Source organism: Acinetobacter lwoffii (genome assembly GCF_029024105.1).
Lineage (GTDB): Bacteria > Pseudomonadota > Gammaproteobacteria > Pseudomonadales > Moraxellaceae > Acinetobacter > Acinetobacter lwoffii.
This window is the reverse complement of sequence record NZ_CP118963.1, coordinates 1,486,023-1,502,344: the sequence shown is the minus strand read 5'-3', so window position 1 is coordinate 1,502,344 and position 16,322 is coordinate 1,486,023. Positions and strand designations below refer to the sequence as shown.

At 42.0% G+C, this 16,322-nt stretch carries 12 protein-coding genes and 2 pseudogenes; 9 read left to right on the top strand and 5 right to left on the bottom strand.

Annotation, left to right across the window (positions count from 1 at the left end; translation table 11 throughout):
- Window positions 1–118: 118 nt before the first annotated feature.
- The 5 genes from PYW33_RS07295 (at window position 119) to PYW33_RS07275 (ending at window position 4,263) form a co-directional block, all read left to right on the top strand.
- Window positions 119–1,063: an ABC transporter permease gene (locus PYW33_RS07295; RefSeq protein WP_004647008.1), complete on the top strand. Its 945-nt coding sequence runs from the start codon at window positions 119–121 to the stop codon at window positions 1,061–1,063.
- On the top strand, window positions 1,063–1,944 hold the full coding sequence (locus PYW33_RS07290) for an ABC transporter ATP-binding protein (protein WP_004647009.1): 882 nt from the start codon (window positions 1,063–1,065) through the stop codon (window positions 1,942–1,944). Before PYW33_RS07295 ends, PYW33_RS07290 begins: the two co-directional genes overlap by 1 nt.
- A 77-nt stretch (window positions 1,945–2,021) precedes the next feature.
- A complete protein-coding gene (locus PYW33_RS07285) occupies window positions 2,022–3,029 on the top strand; it encodes an isopenicillin N synthase family dioxygenase (RefSeq protein ID WP_004647010.1) in 1,008 nt (335 codons plus the stop codon).
- Window positions 3,026–3,907, top strand: coding sequence for a hypothetical protein (locus tag PYW33_RS07280; RefSeq protein WP_004647011.1), 882 nt, complete (start codon window positions 3,026–3,028; stop codon window positions 3,905–3,907). Before PYW33_RS07285 ends, PYW33_RS07280 begins: the two co-directional genes overlap by 4 nt.
- Window positions 3,908–3,915: 8 nt before the next feature.
- Window positions 3,916–4,263 carry a DMT family transporter gene (locus tag PYW33_RS07275; RefSeq protein ID WP_004647012.1) on the top strand — a complete coding sequence of 116 codons (348 nt, stop codon included), beginning with the start codon at window positions 3,916–3,918 and terminating at the stop codon, window positions 4,261–4,263.
- A gap of 69 nt (window positions 4,264–4,332) precedes the next feature.
- Here PYW33_RS07275 and PYW33_RS07270 read toward each other — a convergent pair whose 3' ends face one another.
- Genes PYW33_RS07270 through PYW33_RS07255 form a run of 4 tightly spaced genes read right to left on the bottom strand, consistent with a single transcriptional unit; the run spans window position 4,333 to window position 7,739 of the window.
- Window positions 4,333–5,355 carry an ABC transporter substrate-binding protein gene (locus tag PYW33_RS07270; protein WP_004647013.1) on the bottom strand — a complete coding sequence of 341 codons (1,023 nt, stop codon included), beginning with the start codon at window positions 5,353–5,355 and terminating at the stop codon, window positions 4,333–4,335.
- Window positions 5,352–7,160, bottom strand: a complete 1,809-nt coding sequence (atzF, locus tag PYW33_RS07265) for an allophanate hydrolase (RefSeq protein WP_004647015.1) — start codon at window positions 7,158–7,160, stop codon at window positions 5,352–5,354. Before atzF ends, PYW33_RS07270 begins: the two co-directional genes overlap by 4 nt.
- Before the next feature lie 11 nt (window positions 7,161–7,171).
- Window positions 7,172–7,615: a CopG family ribbon-helix-helix protein gene (locus tag PYW33_RS07260; protein WP_004280384.1), complete on the bottom strand. Its 444-nt coding sequence runs from the start codon at window positions 7,613–7,615 to the stop codon at window positions 7,172–7,174.
- Entirely contained in the window at window positions 7,608–7,739 is a 132-nt protein-coding gene (locus PYW33_RS07255) for a hypothetical protein (RefSeq protein WP_004647016.1), read from the bottom strand. The genes PYW33_RS07260 and PYW33_RS07255 overlap by 8 nt, the downstream gene beginning before the upstream one ends.
- 676 nt (window positions 7,740–8,415) lie before the next feature.
- Here PYW33_RS07255 and PYW33_RS07250 point away from each other — a divergent pair.
- The 4 genes and pseudogenes from PYW33_RS07250 (at window position 8,416) to PYW33_RS07235 (ending at window position 12,675) form a co-directional block, all read left to right on the top strand.
- Window positions 8,416–9,720: an IS4 family transposase gene (locus PYW33_RS07250; RefSeq protein ID WP_004282307.1), complete on the top strand. Its 1,305-nt coding sequence runs from the start codon at window positions 8,416–8,418 to the stop codon at window positions 9,718–9,720.
- Between the two features lie 34 nt (window positions 9,721–9,754).
- A pseudogene (locus PYW33_RS07245) lies at window positions 9,755–9,908 on the top strand (hypothetical protein); the annotation flags it as partial.
- A 357-nt stretch (window positions 9,909–10,265) separates the two neighbouring features.
- A pseudogene (locus tag PYW33_RS07240) lies at window positions 10,266–11,031 on the top strand (IS5-like element ISAba31 family transposase).
- Window positions 11,032–12,675, top strand: coding sequence for an ATP-dependent nuclease (locus tag PYW33_RS07235; protein WP_004647018.1), 1,644 nt, complete (start codon window positions 11,032–11,034; stop codon window positions 12,673–12,675). It abuts the pseudogene before it with no gap.
- A gap of 23 nt (window positions 12,676–12,698) precedes the next feature.
- Here the strand turns inward: PYW33_RS07235 and uca are convergent, their stop codons facing one another.
- A complete protein-coding gene (uca, locus tag PYW33_RS07230) occupies window positions 12,699–16,319 on the bottom strand; it encodes an urea carboxylase (RefSeq protein ID WP_016807119.1) in 3,621 nt (1,206 codons plus the stop codon).
- Between the last annotated feature and the right edge of the window lie 3 nt (window positions 16,320–16,322).

The following is a 16,322-nucleotide window of genomic DNA, read 5'->3' as shown; positions in this document are numbered from 1 at the left end:
ATTTTCTTTTTAAATATAAGATTATTTTAACATTTTGGCTGTTTCCCCTCATCATGGCATCCATTTTGCTTAGTCAGTATTACGTTTTATAAAATTTGTAATATTGAGGGGCAACACTATGAGTTACGTTGCACGTGAACTCAGTCAAAGAAATAAACTACTGTTTGGCTTGGGGTCTTTTTTAATACCAATTCTAATTTGGTGTGCAGTCAGCTACTTGCCATTTATCTGGCATCCACAAGTCCAGATTACTGATTCAGGTAGTGTTGCCTATTTACAGGTAGAGAGTCGTATTGATAAAGACCAGTTTTTTTCTGCTGCGCAGTCTGCGGTAGATCAGGGTCTTACCCCACCGCAAGGTATTCTGGTCAACCCGATTTATCTGCCTGCACCGCATGAAGTTGCGATTGCACTGATCACAGCTTTTACCACGGAGCCGGCTCAGGCCAATGCGCCCTGGTTTCATGAAAGCCTGTGGCACAGTATCAAGCTGGTCTTTACCGCGTTCTTTATTTCTTCCTTGGTTGGTATTCCACTCGGTATTTTATGCGGGTTTTCCAATAAAATTTCCCAGCTGACCGAGCCCTTTGTCGAATTTTTTCGTTATCTGCCTGCTCCGGCCTTTGGTGCACTGGCAGTGGCAATTCTCGGAATTAATGATGCACCAAAAATTGCCATTATTGTGATTGGAACCTTGTTCCAGCAAATCCTGATTATTGCCAATACCACACGTCTGGTGGATCGCAGCCTGATCGAAGCCGGTTTTACTCTGGGCACCAATAAACTCAAAAGTCTGTTACATGTGGTGATTCCTGCCGCCCTGCCTGAAATTTACCGTAATCTGCGTGTGTTGCTCGGCTGGGCATGGACTTACCTGATCGTAGCAGAACTGATCGGCAGTACCTCCGGGATTACCTGGTTCATTACCCAGCAAGCCCGCTATCAAAACTTTGATAATGTCTTTGCCGCGATCCTGATTATCGGTGTGATTGGTCTGCTGTGTGATGTGATTTTAATGAAACTGGGACAACGCTTATTTAAATGGAAACCGGGAGCTAACTGATGCAAAACACTGAATTTAATACCCGTGAATACTTCGACAAGATTTATAGCCGTCCGGTGATTCTGGAAGCGAAGCAACTGACACAAAAATTCAGTCATGGCAAAACTGAACGTACGGTTTTAAATGCACTCAATTTGAAAATTCATAAGCGTGAGTTTATCTGTGTGATTGGGCCTTCTGGTTGCGGCAAGTCAACCTTTAGCCGTGTAGTCGCCGGTCTGGATCCTTATAGCAGTGGTGAGATTCTGGTGGATGGCCAGCCGATTACCGGCCCGAGCCCGGAACGTGGCATGGTGTTTCAGGGCTATACCCTGTTTCCATGGAAGACCGTAAAAGAAAACATCATGTTTGGCCCGAAAACGAAAGGTCAAAGTAATGCTTCTGCTGAAGCGCAGGCACGTGAATGGATCAACATCATTGGCCTGGAAAAATATCAGGATCAGTATCCGCATCAACTCTCAGGCGGGATGAAGCAACGTGTGGCGATTGCCCGCGCCTTGGTCAATGAACCGAAAATCCTGTTGATGGATGAACCTTTTGGTGCACTAGACCCGCATACGCGCCAAAAAATGCAGCGTCATCTGATGGACCTGTGGCAAAACATTGATATCACCATCATTTTTGTGACCCACGATATGGATGAAGCCATTTTACTGGCAGACCGTATTGTTGCACTGAAAGCCAATCCGGGTGAAATCAAGGAAATTATCGAAGTTGATCTACCTCGTCCACGCCATCCAGACGTCATGCTTAGTCCTGAATTTAAACAGTTAAGACAACGTGTCGATTATCTGGTGCATGCTGAAGAAGATGAACTGGATCCGGCACTGGCAGAACTGCCGGTCATTCCGCGTATGACCAAGGTCAGCAGCAATAAATAATCTTATCCAAAATGCCTTTGGGACGACCCGAAGGTTTTAATCGCTGTGTTGGACGACCAACATTAGAGGTGATTATCATGCAAGCGCAATATGTACTCCCACTGGTTGATATTTCAAAATTACAAAGTCCGGATTTAGCCGATCGTATTGAAGTTGCTCATGCTCTGGATCATGCCTGTAAAGAAGTCGGATTTCTTTATCTCAAGGGTGACCAGTTCAATTTTGATTACGCCAAAGCCCTGATTGAAATGGCTCAGTCATATTTTTCTCAGGATCTGGACAGCAAGATGCAGCACTATATTGGCAAATCAAAAAACCATAGCGGCTATGTGCCAATTGGCGAAGAACAGTTTGCCGGCAACAGTTATGACTTAAAAGAAGCCTATGATGTCAATTATGATTATCAGGGTACACAAAAAAACTGTCCTTTGCTTGGCCCTACCTTATGGCCAGACCATCCGGATTTCAAGTCTATTGTCAGCCAATACTACAGCCATCTTCGTGAGATCAGCCGGCAGATTTTTTCTGCCTTTGCACTGGCGTTGGGCGTTCGTGAGGACTTTTTTGAAAGCAAAATTACTGATGCACCAAGTCAGCTACGCTTGATTCATTATCCTTATAATCCGGAAGTGAAAGACGCCGAAGGCATTGGCGCACATACCGATTACGAATGCTTTACCCTGCTGTTACCAACCGCACCCGGCTTACAGGTTTTGAATAAAGCCGGTGAATGGATCGACATTCCCCTGATTGAAAATACACTGGTGATGAATATCGGGGACATGATGGAAATTCTGTCAAATGGTAAATATCTCGCCACCAAGCACCGCGTGAAAAAGGTCTCTGAAGAACGTTATTCATTCCCACTGTTTTGCGCCTGCAATTATGACACCGTGATTGAACCGGTTATTCACACTGAAAATTCCAAATATTCTGCCCTGATCGGAGGGGAACATCTGTTTAATCAGACCGCCCAGACCTTTCAATATTTAAAACAGCGCGTCGCTAGCGGTGAGCTGGTCTTAAAAAATGCTGTACCACTTTCCTCTTTTGGACTTGAAGAACAGGCGGAGACAGCATCATGAATCTGTTTGAAGTAATTAAAACTTTAAAGCCTGTGACTTTTCAGCCAGAGATTATTCCAGGCTTTTTATATGGGGCATTTCGGCGTAAAAGCATCAGTTTTTATAATGGCCTGACCGATGAAAATACTATTGTGTACTGGTTTCAGTCGCGCAGTTTTACCATTGATCTTCGTCTAAAAAGCCAGACGGGAACTGCTGTTCAGGAACGCCAAGGCTGGATTGGCAATACGCTTTGGGATAACGCCAGCCAGCTCTTGTCCTGGGAAGTGAAAGACTACGCCAATTACCAGAATCATGTGCAGTGGCCGGAACCAGCCAAGTTGCATGCGATTGGCAACTGCATTCTGGAATTTTCTCCAAGTAATGTCTATGTCGAAGACTGGCGCCAGCAGGTACAACACGGTTTATTTTTAGGGCTGCGACTGCAATCTGCGATTGATGTTCAATCTGGTCAGACACTGGAAATGGATGGTGGTCTGATTATTTGTGCTGATCATATTGCTTATGCCCTAACGCGTTTGCCGAAAGTGCAAAGTGCAGTAGCTCAAATGGATTTGAAAGCTGTCGATCCGACCGTGTTTGCCTTGGTGGAAAGTTTTGAGGTTTCTATCGGGACTGATGGTCAAGCTAAAACTTACAGCACCCGCAGCAGTGAGACAGGCAAAACCTTTAATCTGGAAAATTTTGAAGTTCTCAATGAAAGCAGTCTGGTTCAGCATGTAATTTTAGATGGTCGGGACATAGACCTGATATTTGAGCTGGATATGTACCAACCAGATTATGCATTTCAGTACAAAACACCAACGCCTACTGAAGCTGAAAGCTGGCTGAAGTTAGAACAGGATCACCTGATGCAGCATGCAGAACGGATGTTATAGGGAGAAATATGTCTTTTTTATATCTTTCGATTGCCATCATTGCAGAAGTCATCGCGACTTCTGCACTTAAAGCCTCCAATGGTTTTAGCGTGCTCTGGCCTTCGCTTGCCACCATTGCCGGTTATGCCGTTGCCCTATTTTTCCTGTCATTAACCATGAAAACCATCCCGATGGGCATTGCCTATGCAATCTGGTCAGGGGCCGGTATTATCCTGATTTCAACGGTTGGCCTGCTGGTATTTAAACAGCAACTGGATCTTCCCGCGCTGATCGGTCTGGCGTTTATGATCATTGGCATTATTTTTATCAATGTCTTTTCCAAAAGTACGGAGCTTTACCTTTTAATAATGAGCTGAATATAAAAAATCCCCAATCTGGGGATTTTTTATTGGTCTAGATTACATTCTAGAATGAGTATAGGTGCACTATTTGAGTTCTTGTACCAGAGTTGGAACAATCACGCCATCCACATTCATTTCTGTTGTATAAATGCCGTTGGCTACATTGAACTTATTCACATGGTAACTGGAACCATAGATCGAATCGAAGCCATCACCTTTGGTAAAGACTTTCTTGTTGGCGGCCAGATCCAGTAAATGCGTGCCATCAATGAACTGCATATAGGTCTTCGCATCGACACCGACACGTTTGGACATGATCTGTGCAGCATCTTCACGAGTCGCCGGGTCATTGATATATTTGACGGTTTTATCCCAAATCTGAATCACCTTTTTCCATTGCTCTTTATTGGCTTCCAGATGGGCGGGATTCACCGTCAAGGTATCGTAGATTAATCCTGGCTTGTCTTTAGAGGTGAAAATAATCTTGGAACCGGCCACCGCAGATAGCGCTTGATTCGCCACCGGCTGCCATACTGCAATCGCATCAATATCAGGAGTTGCAAATACCTGTGGCAATTCATTGGTCATGGTATTGACCAATTTAACTTCATTCAGTTTAACCTTGGCATCATCCAGTGCAGTGGACAGTAACAAGTGATCGACCAGGCCTTTTTCAGTTGCAACCGTTTTACCACGCAGATCCTGAATCGAATTAATGCCATTCTTGGCAATAATTACGTCATTTCCAGCTGAATAATCAGTCGCCATGATCATTACACCCTTGGTACCGCCAGAGCCAGTGACCAGATTATCACCATTAGTGACCAGTACGGCGTCCAGCTGATTCGCTGCGAATGCAGAGAGTGAAGCAGAATAGTCAAACCATTTAAAATCGGCATTAACTCCGGCATCTTCCAGCCAGCCTTTTTCAATCGCCACCTGCCAGGCCACAAATCCCGGCCAGTCACTATAACCAATACGGATGGGCTGGGTATTCACACTCCCTACTGCCTTGGCATTTGGCTCAGGTACTTTAGCAGTATTATCACAACCACTTAAAAGGATTGCAGACAGTACGGAAACGGACATCAGTGCTTTTTTGATCATTTTGCGACTTCCCCTATGCATTCACATTTAAATTTTGTATTTGAAAGTTGTTTAGATTTCATAAATTCGCGCCAGCCACCGAAATGACTGATATCTGTTGCATCTTCAAGTGCATAGCCTTCACAGATAAAGCCTTTGACCCAAGTACCACCTATCAGCTGGACATTGCCGATCCCCAAAGGTGCCGGCACTTCTGCAACAATGTCCCCGAACAGTGCACGCGGAATGTCCCAGACCTCTACTTCAATTGAAAAACCTTTCGCGCTGTATTGCAGGCCGGGTTTTGGCGGTGTGGTATTTTTTAATGCATACAGTTTGTAATGCGAAGCAGTCCGGGTCTGCTTGATCAGGGTGCCACCGCGTGTGGTCAGCTGAAAGTTCAGTGGCATACCAGTTAGATGCGCCCCCACCACAGCCAGTTTGATGCTATGACTTGATGAAATTTCCGTGGTTTTTGCATAGCTATGTGCAGAGGTTCCCAGCTTTAACTGGCTTACCTGCTGCCATTTTTGCCCAAATTTGGCCAGTGCCTCATCCATCCAGGCGGGTGCAATAAAGGTCACACCGGTTGGCAAACCATCGGCACGGATGCTATTCGGCAATGCCAAAGCTGACAGATCAGCAAAATTGACAAAATTGGTATAAGCGCCCATGTGGCTGTTTTTGACCAGAGGATCCGCTTCTACCTCTGCAATGCGATAAATGGTCGGTGCGGTAGGCACCATTAAGGCATCATAATCCGCCAAGGTATTTTGAATGATGCGGCTAAGTCGGGCGCGCTCATATTCATCCTGCATGACATCGACCGCACTGAACTGGTCTGCCTGTGCAATGATTTGACCAATCACGGCATGGGTTTGCTCACGTTTCACCATTTTTTCAACGGCACTGGTGCGTTCTGCAACCCAAGAGCGGTTATACAGGGCTGATGCCAGTTGCTGAAATGGCTCAAAATCAATCGGTTCTACCGTATAGCCCAAGCTTTGTACACGTGAGATTGCCAATTGAAATGCTTTTTCGGTTTCGGCATCACCATAAAATTCCAGCGTATCTGGAATGGCGATTTTTCTTTTGGAAAATTGGCTCGGAACATTCTGAGGATGTGCTCGGGAATAATCATCGCTAGCATCAAAACCTTGCATGATTTGAGCCACCTGCCAGGCATCATCCACCGTCAAAGCAAATACCGAAATCACATCGATACTACGGCAAGCTGGAATCAGACCAGTAGTCGAGAACCAGCCTTTGGTCGGTTTGAGTCCGACAATATTATTGTGCCCTGCTGGTACACGTCCTGAACCTGCAGTATCTGTACCCAGACTGAATGGCACTTGTCCATTGGCTACAGCAACACTTGAACCGGAACTTGAACCGCCACTGATGTATTCAGGATTAAAGCTGTTCTTAACCGCACCGTATGGAGAACGCACACCGACCAGACCCGTTGCAAACTGGTCCAGATTGGTTTTACCCACGACAATCGCGCCGGCAGCTTTTAATTTGGCTACTGCTGTTGCATCGGCAGTCGCCAGATAAGCTGCTTCTTTACAAGCCGCTGTGGTATAGAACCCCGCAACATCAATATTGTCCTTGACCGCAAATGGCACCCCATAAAGTGGCAAGCTTGCGCTATCTGCACCAGTCAATGCATCAATTTGTGCCTGTAATTGTGCTGCTGTCGCAATTGAAATCCAGGCATGATCGTCATTATTCAACCCGGCAACATACTCAATCAGGTCACTAAGCTGGATATTGTTATTCTGGTAGGCGTGTTGCCAGTCCTGTACAGTCCATAAGTTGTGCACAGCTGTTCTCCTTAAGTGTGTTCGGTATTTTGTGGAATGGGTGGCATGACGGCATCCATCAGTTCGAGATGCCCTTTAATCACGCCTTTCAGTGCAATAAATTGTTCGCTAATTTCTTTCAGATCACTGCTCGCGCCCTGCATCAGCATGACTTGCAGAATTTTTTCATCATCCAGCTGGATATGAAGCGAATTGATCACTTGTGCCAGATACTGCTGCTGCAGATCGACCAGCTGACTGCGCAGCGGTTTCAAGCTGACGTCATAGAGCAAGGTAAGCGTGCCAACCATGACTTCATCGCGAATCACCAGATCATCAATCAGGTGACGATTAATCATATCGACAATGGCCTGCGAGCGGCTTTCATAGTGCTGCTCGACAATTTTTTGATCCATCGCATGTAGCGTTGTTTCTGGCACGGTAATACTGATCCGTGCCAATTTTTGTTTAGGCACGATGTTGATCCTTGGGTTGATATTGGGAAGACTGTTTAATGTGAAAGCCTGCACGTACGCTGAGCAGCTCAACCAGAAAGTGAAGCCATGGATGCATTTTTTTATTTGATGTCGGATTGTTCATGTGCATCTCCTAGGGATATTACAAAACCAGAATTTCGTATTACTTAGGAAAATGCAGAAAGCGTGCCAATTTTTAGTTATTTGGATGAGGTAAATAAACTTGCTTAAAAGGGCGAAAAAAAGCCCCATAACATTGAAATGGGGCTTGTTCTAAAGCAAAAGTAAGTTTTGTATTTCACCGGTTTATTCCATTTTGATTGCTCATGTCCTTGCTATTCTTTTTATACATGAATGGTTAACCGATGTTTGTGATTATGAGTGATCAAGTGTATTGCTCTCCTCTATTTATGTTGTATGTAAATAAAAGCATTAAGCGTGCCACAATATAAAAATAGAATAGATTTAAGCAGAATGCGTGGCAAATCAATTACATACATATTGAAAGCTAGAACAAGAATGATTTATTTTTTTATTATGCCTGAAAAATAGGCCATTTTGCACCATTGGGGTTCGAGTGTGCATCAAAGTGTGGCTGAGTTGTTCAGGCAACTGTATGCCTCTGCTTTCTATATTTGAAACTAAGATTACTAAACTTGAATCAATTACTATTTCATAACTCATTTGAAAAGTAATGAATTGCTGCTAAATTAGCTCCCATATTTGGGGTAATGCCAGTCAGTTAAGCAAAAAAAGTTAAAATGCTGTAAAAAGAGCGTATGTAAATACGCTCTTTTTTTATGAATTTATCTCAGAATCTAGATTTAACATTAAAACAAACCCTACCTTCACTTTCACAATTCAGTGAATTGATTGATTTAAACTGGATTGAAGATTGCTTAGACCAAACAGGTAAAGCATCAATTCGAAAAAGAAAACTGCCTGCTGAACATGTTGTTTGGCTGGTAATCGGACTTGCTCTATTTCGAAATCAACCGATTTGGTATGTGGTTCAACAATTGCAACTTGTTTTCGGTACGGCAGAATACTGTGTACCGAGTGCATCCGTACAAGCAAGACAACGCTTAGGCTTAGAACCCATGAGTGCTTTATTTTCGACATTAAGTCAGGCATGGTTTAAAGACTCACAACAACAATATAGCAACTTTCACGGTCTATGCGTTTGTGCTGTAGATGGTGTGGTTTGGTCTATGCCTCATACAGAAGAAAACTTTAAGCACTTTGGTTCATCCAAAGGCAAAACAGCAGCTGCACCTTACCCACAAGTTAGAGCGACTTGCCTGGTGAATACCAATACCCATGAAATGATTGATGCCCAAATGGGTAGTATGGATCAAGGTGAATTAACCTTAGCCAGTCAATTAAAAGCACCAGTTCGCAGTATTACCCTATTTGATCGTGCTTACTTCTCTGCTGATTTTTTAGTGAGCTGGCAATCTCAGGCAGAAGAGAGTCATTGGTTGATGCGAGCAAAGGACAACCTGCGTTATGAAGTGATTCATCATAATGCGGCCCATGACTTTCAGATCAAAATGCCTGTTTCAGCAAGAGCAAAAAAGATAAATCCGTCATTGGGTGACTATTGGGAAGCACGTTTAATTGAAGTTGAATATGCAGGAAAAATAAGACGTTACATTACATCATTAACAGATTCTAAAGTTTATCCATTCAAAGACCTTGCAATGCTTTATATCCAGCGTTGGGAAATAGAAATGTGTTATCGGGAAATTAAAAGTGATTTACAGGATGCAAGGATTTTAAGAAGCAAACAACCTGATTTGGTCTATCAAGAATTGTGGGGGGTATTTATTGCATATAATATCTTAAGAAGACAGATGAGGTTTATCGCTGAACATGCAAAGGTGAGTCCTTTAAGGATCAGTTTCCATATTGCATCTATGAGTATTATCAATATCTTAAGGCACACACCTTTAGAATCAGCAGGAAACCTACCCAAACATTTAGCGCAATTATTTGAACAATCTAAAATATTTGTATTACCTGAAAAAAGGCAAAGGCAATGTCCGCGAGTAGTGAAAATTAAAGCACAAAAATATCCAAGAAAATGCCAGTCAATTTCTTAACTGACTGGCATTACCCATATTTGGGGGGCTTTTTATGACAGAAAAATTATATTATTGGGCTGAAAATTTAGATGACTATAGCTCTGACAATGATGTTGAATATGATGAAATTATTGAGATTAAAAGACTAAATTTTTTCATTGGAAAAAATAATGCAGGGAAAAGTAGATTTTTACGTAAATTATTTCAAACAACAATGGATTTTGCAAAATTTCAAAAATATGATTTAACAATAGAAATTAATAATCTCTGTAAATATTTAAATGCAACAAAATTTAGAAGGCCAACTCGACATGGTCAAGACAACTCATGGAGTTCTAATGGTACATCACCTGTAAATGCCAATGAAATATTTCAAATAACCTCAGAAATTCAATTTATTAATAGCTGTAAATTCAATTTTGATTCTGTAAAAGATTTAGTTGCTCAAACTAAATCGAAAATTTCTAATTACAAAGAAGAATCTAGGGTGTGTTGACACTTTTAGCTTAAAAAAATAGCGAAGTAGTAAAATCAAATCGCCAAACCCAATGTTACTATTCGCTATGCCTCGTACCATGCTGACAGATCAACACTGGCAAAAGTTGAAAGTTATTCTGCGTAATTTATCCATTCACCACAACTCAAATTTACGCAATTTTATTGAAGCTATTCTCTATAGAATTAGAACAGGCTGTCCGTGGCGAGATATTCCTTCCTGTTTTGGTCATTCAAACTCTATTTTCAAACGTTTTAATCGTTGGTCAAGCAGCGGTAAGTTACTTAGATTATTCAAATTACTAGCCTCATGCCCCGATATGGAGTGGATTTTTATTGATGGCTCTCATGTACGTGCTCATCAACATTCTGCCGGCATAGCGAATCAATCTATTTCTAAAAGTGCAGGAGGAAACTCCTCAAAAATACATTTGATTGTTGATGCACATGGCAATCCTATTGATTTCATGATTACCGATGGAACCACACATGATGTTAAAGTTGCGCCTGATTTAATATCAACATTAGATTTAAAAGAGACAAAAGTGGTATGTGCAGATAAAGGCTATGATTCAGAACCACTGCGTGAACAGATCAGGAAAACAGGGACTAAAGCGAATATACCAAAGAAAACAAATAGCCAATCAAACAATGACCATATGGACTGGTATTTATATAAAATCAGGCATTTAGTTGAAAATATGTTTTGTAGATTAAAGCAATTTAGAGGAATAGCTACTCGATATGACAAGCTCAAAAGAAATTATCAAAGTTCTGTTGCTTTAGCCTGTATATTTTTATGGCTACCTTTATAGGGTTAATTATGAACAGTAAATGTCAACAGACCCTAGTAATTCTAAAGAAAAATTAGAAGATTTATTTTCGAAAATAGATAATAAAATTGCAAGAATTGAACTACAAGAAAATTTTAAACATGGGAAATTATATATTCCTATATTGAGAGGGATGCGCCCTGTTACCAACCTTGAAAATAAACAACCTTACATTGAGCGTGCCCAAAAAGATTATTTTTCGGATACAACTCAATTTAATTCTGAAAATATTATTACAGGTGAATGTCTATACCATGAACTTAAAATCCATTTGTTAGGCGAGCCTGAACAACGAGATTTAATCAAAAGTTATGAAGAAAAACTAAGCCAATATTTTTTTGATAATGAACTTGTTTCACTCATACCTAAACACGATCAAGATGTTGTGAATATTAAAATTGGAAAAGATAAACAATTTCCTATCTCTCAATTAGGTGACGGCCTGCAACAAGCAATTATTTTGACATATGAAGCCTACATAAAAAGCAAAGATAACGAGGGTTACCCAGAACCGCACGCATTTTTTATAGAAGAACCTGAACTTCACATGCATGCTGGTATGGTTCGTCAATTGATGAATTTCTACTTAAACGAAACACCTCATTATTATTTCTTTACAACGCACTCAAACCACTTACTCGATATGGCTGATGAATCTGATCAAGTCATGATTCAGAAATTTGTAAAGCAACCCAAAGTAGATAATCCAAGTAAATTTGATTTTAAAATTCATCGTTGTGACAGAGATCGTGACTTACTTGCTTCATTAGGTGTACGTCCTTCTTCTATTTATTTGGCTAACTGTACGATTTGGGTGGAAGGCATTACAGATCGACTGTATATCACTAAATATATGCAGAAATATTTAGATGTATTAAAACAAGAAGAAACTTTAGTGGTTGAAGGAAAACCTAATAATTTAGATTTATATAAATTTAGGTCATCAGATATTCAAAGATTAATGCCGAATTACCATTACACATTTGTAGAATATGCTGGTAGCAACTTAACGCATTGGGATTTTAGTGACGAATTTACTGATCATTTAGATGATTGCGGTATGAACGCTCTCTTAACTTCTAGTAGTGTGTTTCTTATAGCTGATGGTGATATTAAAACTAAAAATAAAGGCATGAGAGCTACAAGTTTAGAAGAAAAACTAGGAGAAAAGTTTTTCCTTTTAGAGTGTAAAGAAACTGAAAATACCCTGCCATCAAACATTATTTATCATGCTTGCCGTATTAAATTTTTAGGCTTAAATGGTGCTTTTCAGGATGATGAGACAAAAAGAAATGCTCTTTCCAATCATCTATCCATGGATGGTATGCAAGCAGATACCAAAGAAGGTTTTGATATTGTCACTCTAATAGAAGAACATGATTATTTTCATGCAAAAAATGGTATTGGTAAAATTCTTGATGACCAAATTAGAGTGGGTAATCCTAGAACCACTGATGACAAGCCTAAAAAATGTTTTTCTGATCAATCAGGCACTATTAAAGAAAAACTTAAATTTTGTCGCTTAGTTCTAACGGTTATGGATCATGTTGAATGGGAATTAACCGAATCTGCCAAAGAACTATGTAAAAAAATTTTCGAACACATTATTTCTGAAAACCCTTTACCAAATAAAAAGACCGCTTAAGCGGTCTTTTTATTCCTATCTCATCAAGCCACTGGCGCCAACGTAAACAACACCTGCCCCGTTTTTACCGTCTGCCCTTTTTCAATGGTAATTGCATCCACACGCATACGCTCAGGTGCCATAATTGGTATCTCAATCTTCATCGCTTCAATCACAGCTAAGGTCGCACCTTCTTCCACAATATCGCCTGACTGACATTCAATTTTCCAAATTGAACCTGGCATATGCGATTCCACCGCACAACCACCTTCAGGCACTTCAACACCTTCGCCATCATCCACAGCATCTAGACTTTCAGAGACATATTCCGCAAGACCTGCTTCATGCCAGCGACGGCGCTCTGCATCAAAGTTGGCTTGTTGCACCGCTTTAAATGCCGAAATAGATTCTTGGTTTTCAGTTAAGAAGTCGTTGTATTCTTTTAGATTCAATACACCATCTTCAATGCGTAATTTTAAACGCCCTGCTTTAAAGTCCTCACGCATCTGCATCAGTTCAGCCTCAGACACTTCATAAAACTTAATTTGGTCAAAGAAGCGCAGTAACCACGGCATACCTTGCTCAAAATCAGGGTTTTTACGGTAGCGTGACCACATTTGCGAAGTACGACCGACAAACTGATAGCCACCCGGACCTTCCATACCGTAGACACACATATACGCACCGCCAATACCCACAGCATTTTCAGGTGTCCATGTCCGTGCAGGGTTATATTTGGTGGTGACCAAACGCTGGCGCGGATCAAGTGGCGTTGCCACAGGCGCACCCAAGTACACATCGCCCAAGCCCATGACCAAATAACTGGCGTTATAGACCACATCTTTCACAGCTTGTTTGTCTTTTAAGCCATTAATACGACGGATAAATTCGATATTGTCAGGACACCACGGTGCATCAGGTCGCACAGTTTGCATATAGCGTTCTGTTGCGAGTTGGGTTTGTGAATCTTCCCACGCAAGCGGTAAATACACGGTGCGTGATGGCACTTGCATCTTGGTCACATCAGGCAGTTGTTCTTCTGCGACTTGAAGCATACGCAATAAATCAATTTGATCGAGCTGAGTCGAATCAAAATGAATTTGCAGTGAACGAATACCCGGTGTCAGGTCAATAATGCCTTGAATATTTTGATCTTTGACCCATTGCATCAGCGCATGAATACGGAAACGTAGGTTTAAATCTAAAACCAATTCGCCATATTCAACGAGCATATAGTTATTGCCCGCAGGGCGATACACCACATCAGGAGTGCCATTTTGACCTTTTAACGTATCTAAAATGGCAGATTTCAGTGTGCTGATTTCAGGATAGAACGATTCATCAAAGGTGACTGCTTGTGTATCTTGAGCAGTTAATTGCGCATGATATTTTTCATTCAGCAATTTGGCTTGATGGTAGCTCACAGGCACAAATTTAACTTTATCACCGGCTTTGAGCTGACCCAATTTCCATAATTCAGAATTGATCACCACCGCAGGGCACACGAAACCACCTAGGCTTGGACCATCAGGCCCAAGAATAATTGGCATATCACCAGTGAAATCGATCGCCCCAATGGCATAGGCATTGTCATGAATATTGGATGGATGCAGACCCGCTTCGCCACCGTCCTGACGAGCCCATTCTGGTTTTGGACCAATCAAACGAATTCCGGTACGGCTGGAGTTGAAGTGAATTTCAAACTCGTTGGCAAAGAAGGTATCAATGTCGTTTTTGGTAAAGAAATCAGGCGCACCATGTGGACCGTACATCACCGCAATTTCCCAAGAATTGGAAAATGTTGGGATTTGATCTTCTATTAAGGCTTTCACGTCATCAGATGTAAATGCCGTGATTGGAAGCATATCGCCAATCAGTAAATTACGCCCCGCATGACCGCCAAACTGACCCAAGGTAAAAGTCGCTTGTGAGCCTAAATATTCAGGCACATTCAGACCACCTTTAATGCCGATATAAGTACGGCAACCTGTGGCGATCTTGCCACATTTGAGTACCTGACCTTTGCGCACATTCACAGTCTGCCACATCGGGACAGACACACCATCCAACGTCGATGGCATATCACCACCTGCCAATACAATTTGACTATCACAATGGAATTTTAAGCTTGGGCCTTGCAAGGTACATTCGAGCCCTGCGGTATTTGGTGCATTGCCTAACAGTTGGTTCGCAACATTTAAAGACAGCGGATCAATCGCACCTGATGGCGGAACACCAACATCCCAGTAACCTAAACGTCCTGTCACATCTTGCACGGCGGTTTGAATGCCCGCTTGTAGCACTTCAATTTTTTGAGTTTTCCACTCAAAGGTATTTAAAAAACGTGTGGTTTGCGTACCGGCTTTAAAGACATTGCAGTCGATAATGTTTTGTAGATATTCAAGGTTGGTTTCAATGCCCGCCACTTGGGTTTTAGCGAGCGTAACTGTCATGGCTTGAATTGCAGAATCACGATCATCCGCAGTCACAATAATTTTGGCAATCATCGGGTCATAGAAAGATGAGACGTTTGAACCTGTTTCTACCCAAGTTTCATTACGCGCGTTGGCATCGAACTCAACATGCGTCAAAAGTCCTGCACTTGGTTGGAAGTTTTTGATTGGATCTTCGGCATAAAGACGCACTTGAATCGAATGACCTTGCGACTCAAGTTTTGATGTTGGTGCAACCCAATCGCCACTGCCTAAGGTCACCATCCATTCCACAAGATCGACACCAAAGACTTGTTCAGTAACGCCATGTTCCACTTGTAGACGGGTATTCACTTCCAAAAAGTAGAATTCTTGTGTGTCAGTATCCATCACAAATTCAACCGTACCTGCCGAGCGGTAGTTCACCGACTGCATCAATTGAATCGCGACATTTTGGATATAAGCACGTTGTTCATCATTCAGATGTGGTGCAGGCGTTTCCTCAATCACTTTTTGGTTACGACGTTGTACCGAACAATCACGCTCACCGAGTGCTAAGATTAATCCATTGCCATCACCAAAGATTTGTACTTCGATATGACGGGCATTTTGTACAAATTTCTCGAGATATAAACCTGCATCTTTAAAGTTGGCTTGCGCTAAATAAGACACGGTTGCATAAGCTTCTTTCAGCTCCTCCGCATTCCACACCAAACGCATGCCAATACCACCACCACCTGCGGTACTTTTCAGCATCACAGGATAGCCAATACGTTCAGCTTCAAGCAGGGCTTCAGCTTCATCAGCCAATAATTGGCTACCTGGCAATAACGGTACATTGGCTTGAATCGCCAATTCACGTGCAGTGTGTTTCAGACCAAATGCTTTCATTTGCTCGGCATTTGGGCCCAAGAACACAATGCCTTGTGCTTCACAGAGATTACAGAATTCGGTATTTTCAGACAGGAATCCATAGCCCGGATGAATCGCTTGCGCACCGGTATGTTTGGCCACTTCTAAGATTTTATCGACATTCAGATAGCTTTGGCTTGCAGGTGCATCACCAATAAAGACCGCTTCATCAGCTAAAGTCACATGCAAGGAATCACGATCTGCTTCCGAATACACCGCAACCGATTGGATGCCTAATTTTTTAAGGGTACGGATGACACGACAAGCAATTGCACCACGGTTGGCGATGAGAACTTTATTAAACCCATATTTTAAAGTCATAGT

Bases quoted from the DNA above. Each gene is read 5' to 3' on its own strand.
- PYW33_RS07295 (WP_004647008.1), top strand. From the start codon at position 119: ATGAGTTACGTTGCACGTGAACTCAGTCAAAGAAATAAACTACTGTTT.
- PYW33_RS07290 (WP_004647009.1), top strand. From the start codon at position 1,063: ATGCAAAACACTGAATTTAATACCCGTGAATACTTCGACAAGATTTAT.
- PYW33_RS07285 (WP_004647010.1), top strand. From the start codon at position 2,022: ATGCAAGCGCAATATGTACTCCCACTGGTTGATATTTCAAAATTACAA.
- PYW33_RS07280 (WP_004647011.1), top strand. From the start codon at position 3,026: ATGAATCTGTTTGAAGTAATTAAAACTTTAAAGCCTGTGACTTTTCAG.
- PYW33_RS07275 (WP_004647012.1), top strand. From the start codon at position 3,916: ATGTCTTTTTTATATCTTTCGATTGCCATCATTGCAGAAGTCATCGCG.
- PYW33_RS07270 (WP_004647013.1), bottom strand. From the start codon at position 5,355: ATGATCAAAAAAGCACTGATGTCCGTTTCCGTACTGTCTGCAATCCTT.
- PYW33_RS07255 (WP_004647016.1), bottom strand. From the start codon at position 7,739: ATGAACAATCCGACATCAAATAAAAAAATGCATCCATGGCTTCACTTT.
- PYW33_RS07250 (WP_004282307.1), top strand. From the start codon at position 8,416: ATGAATTTATCTCAGAATCTAGATTTAACATTAAAACAAACCCTACCT.
- PYW33_RS07235 (WP_004647018.1), top strand. From the start codon at position 11,032: ATGTCAACAGACCCTAGTAATTCTAAAGAAAAATTAGAAGATTTATTT.
- uca (WP_016807119.1), bottom strand. From the start codon at position 16,319: ATGACTTTAAAATATGGGTTTAATAAAGTTCTCATCGCCAACCGTGGT.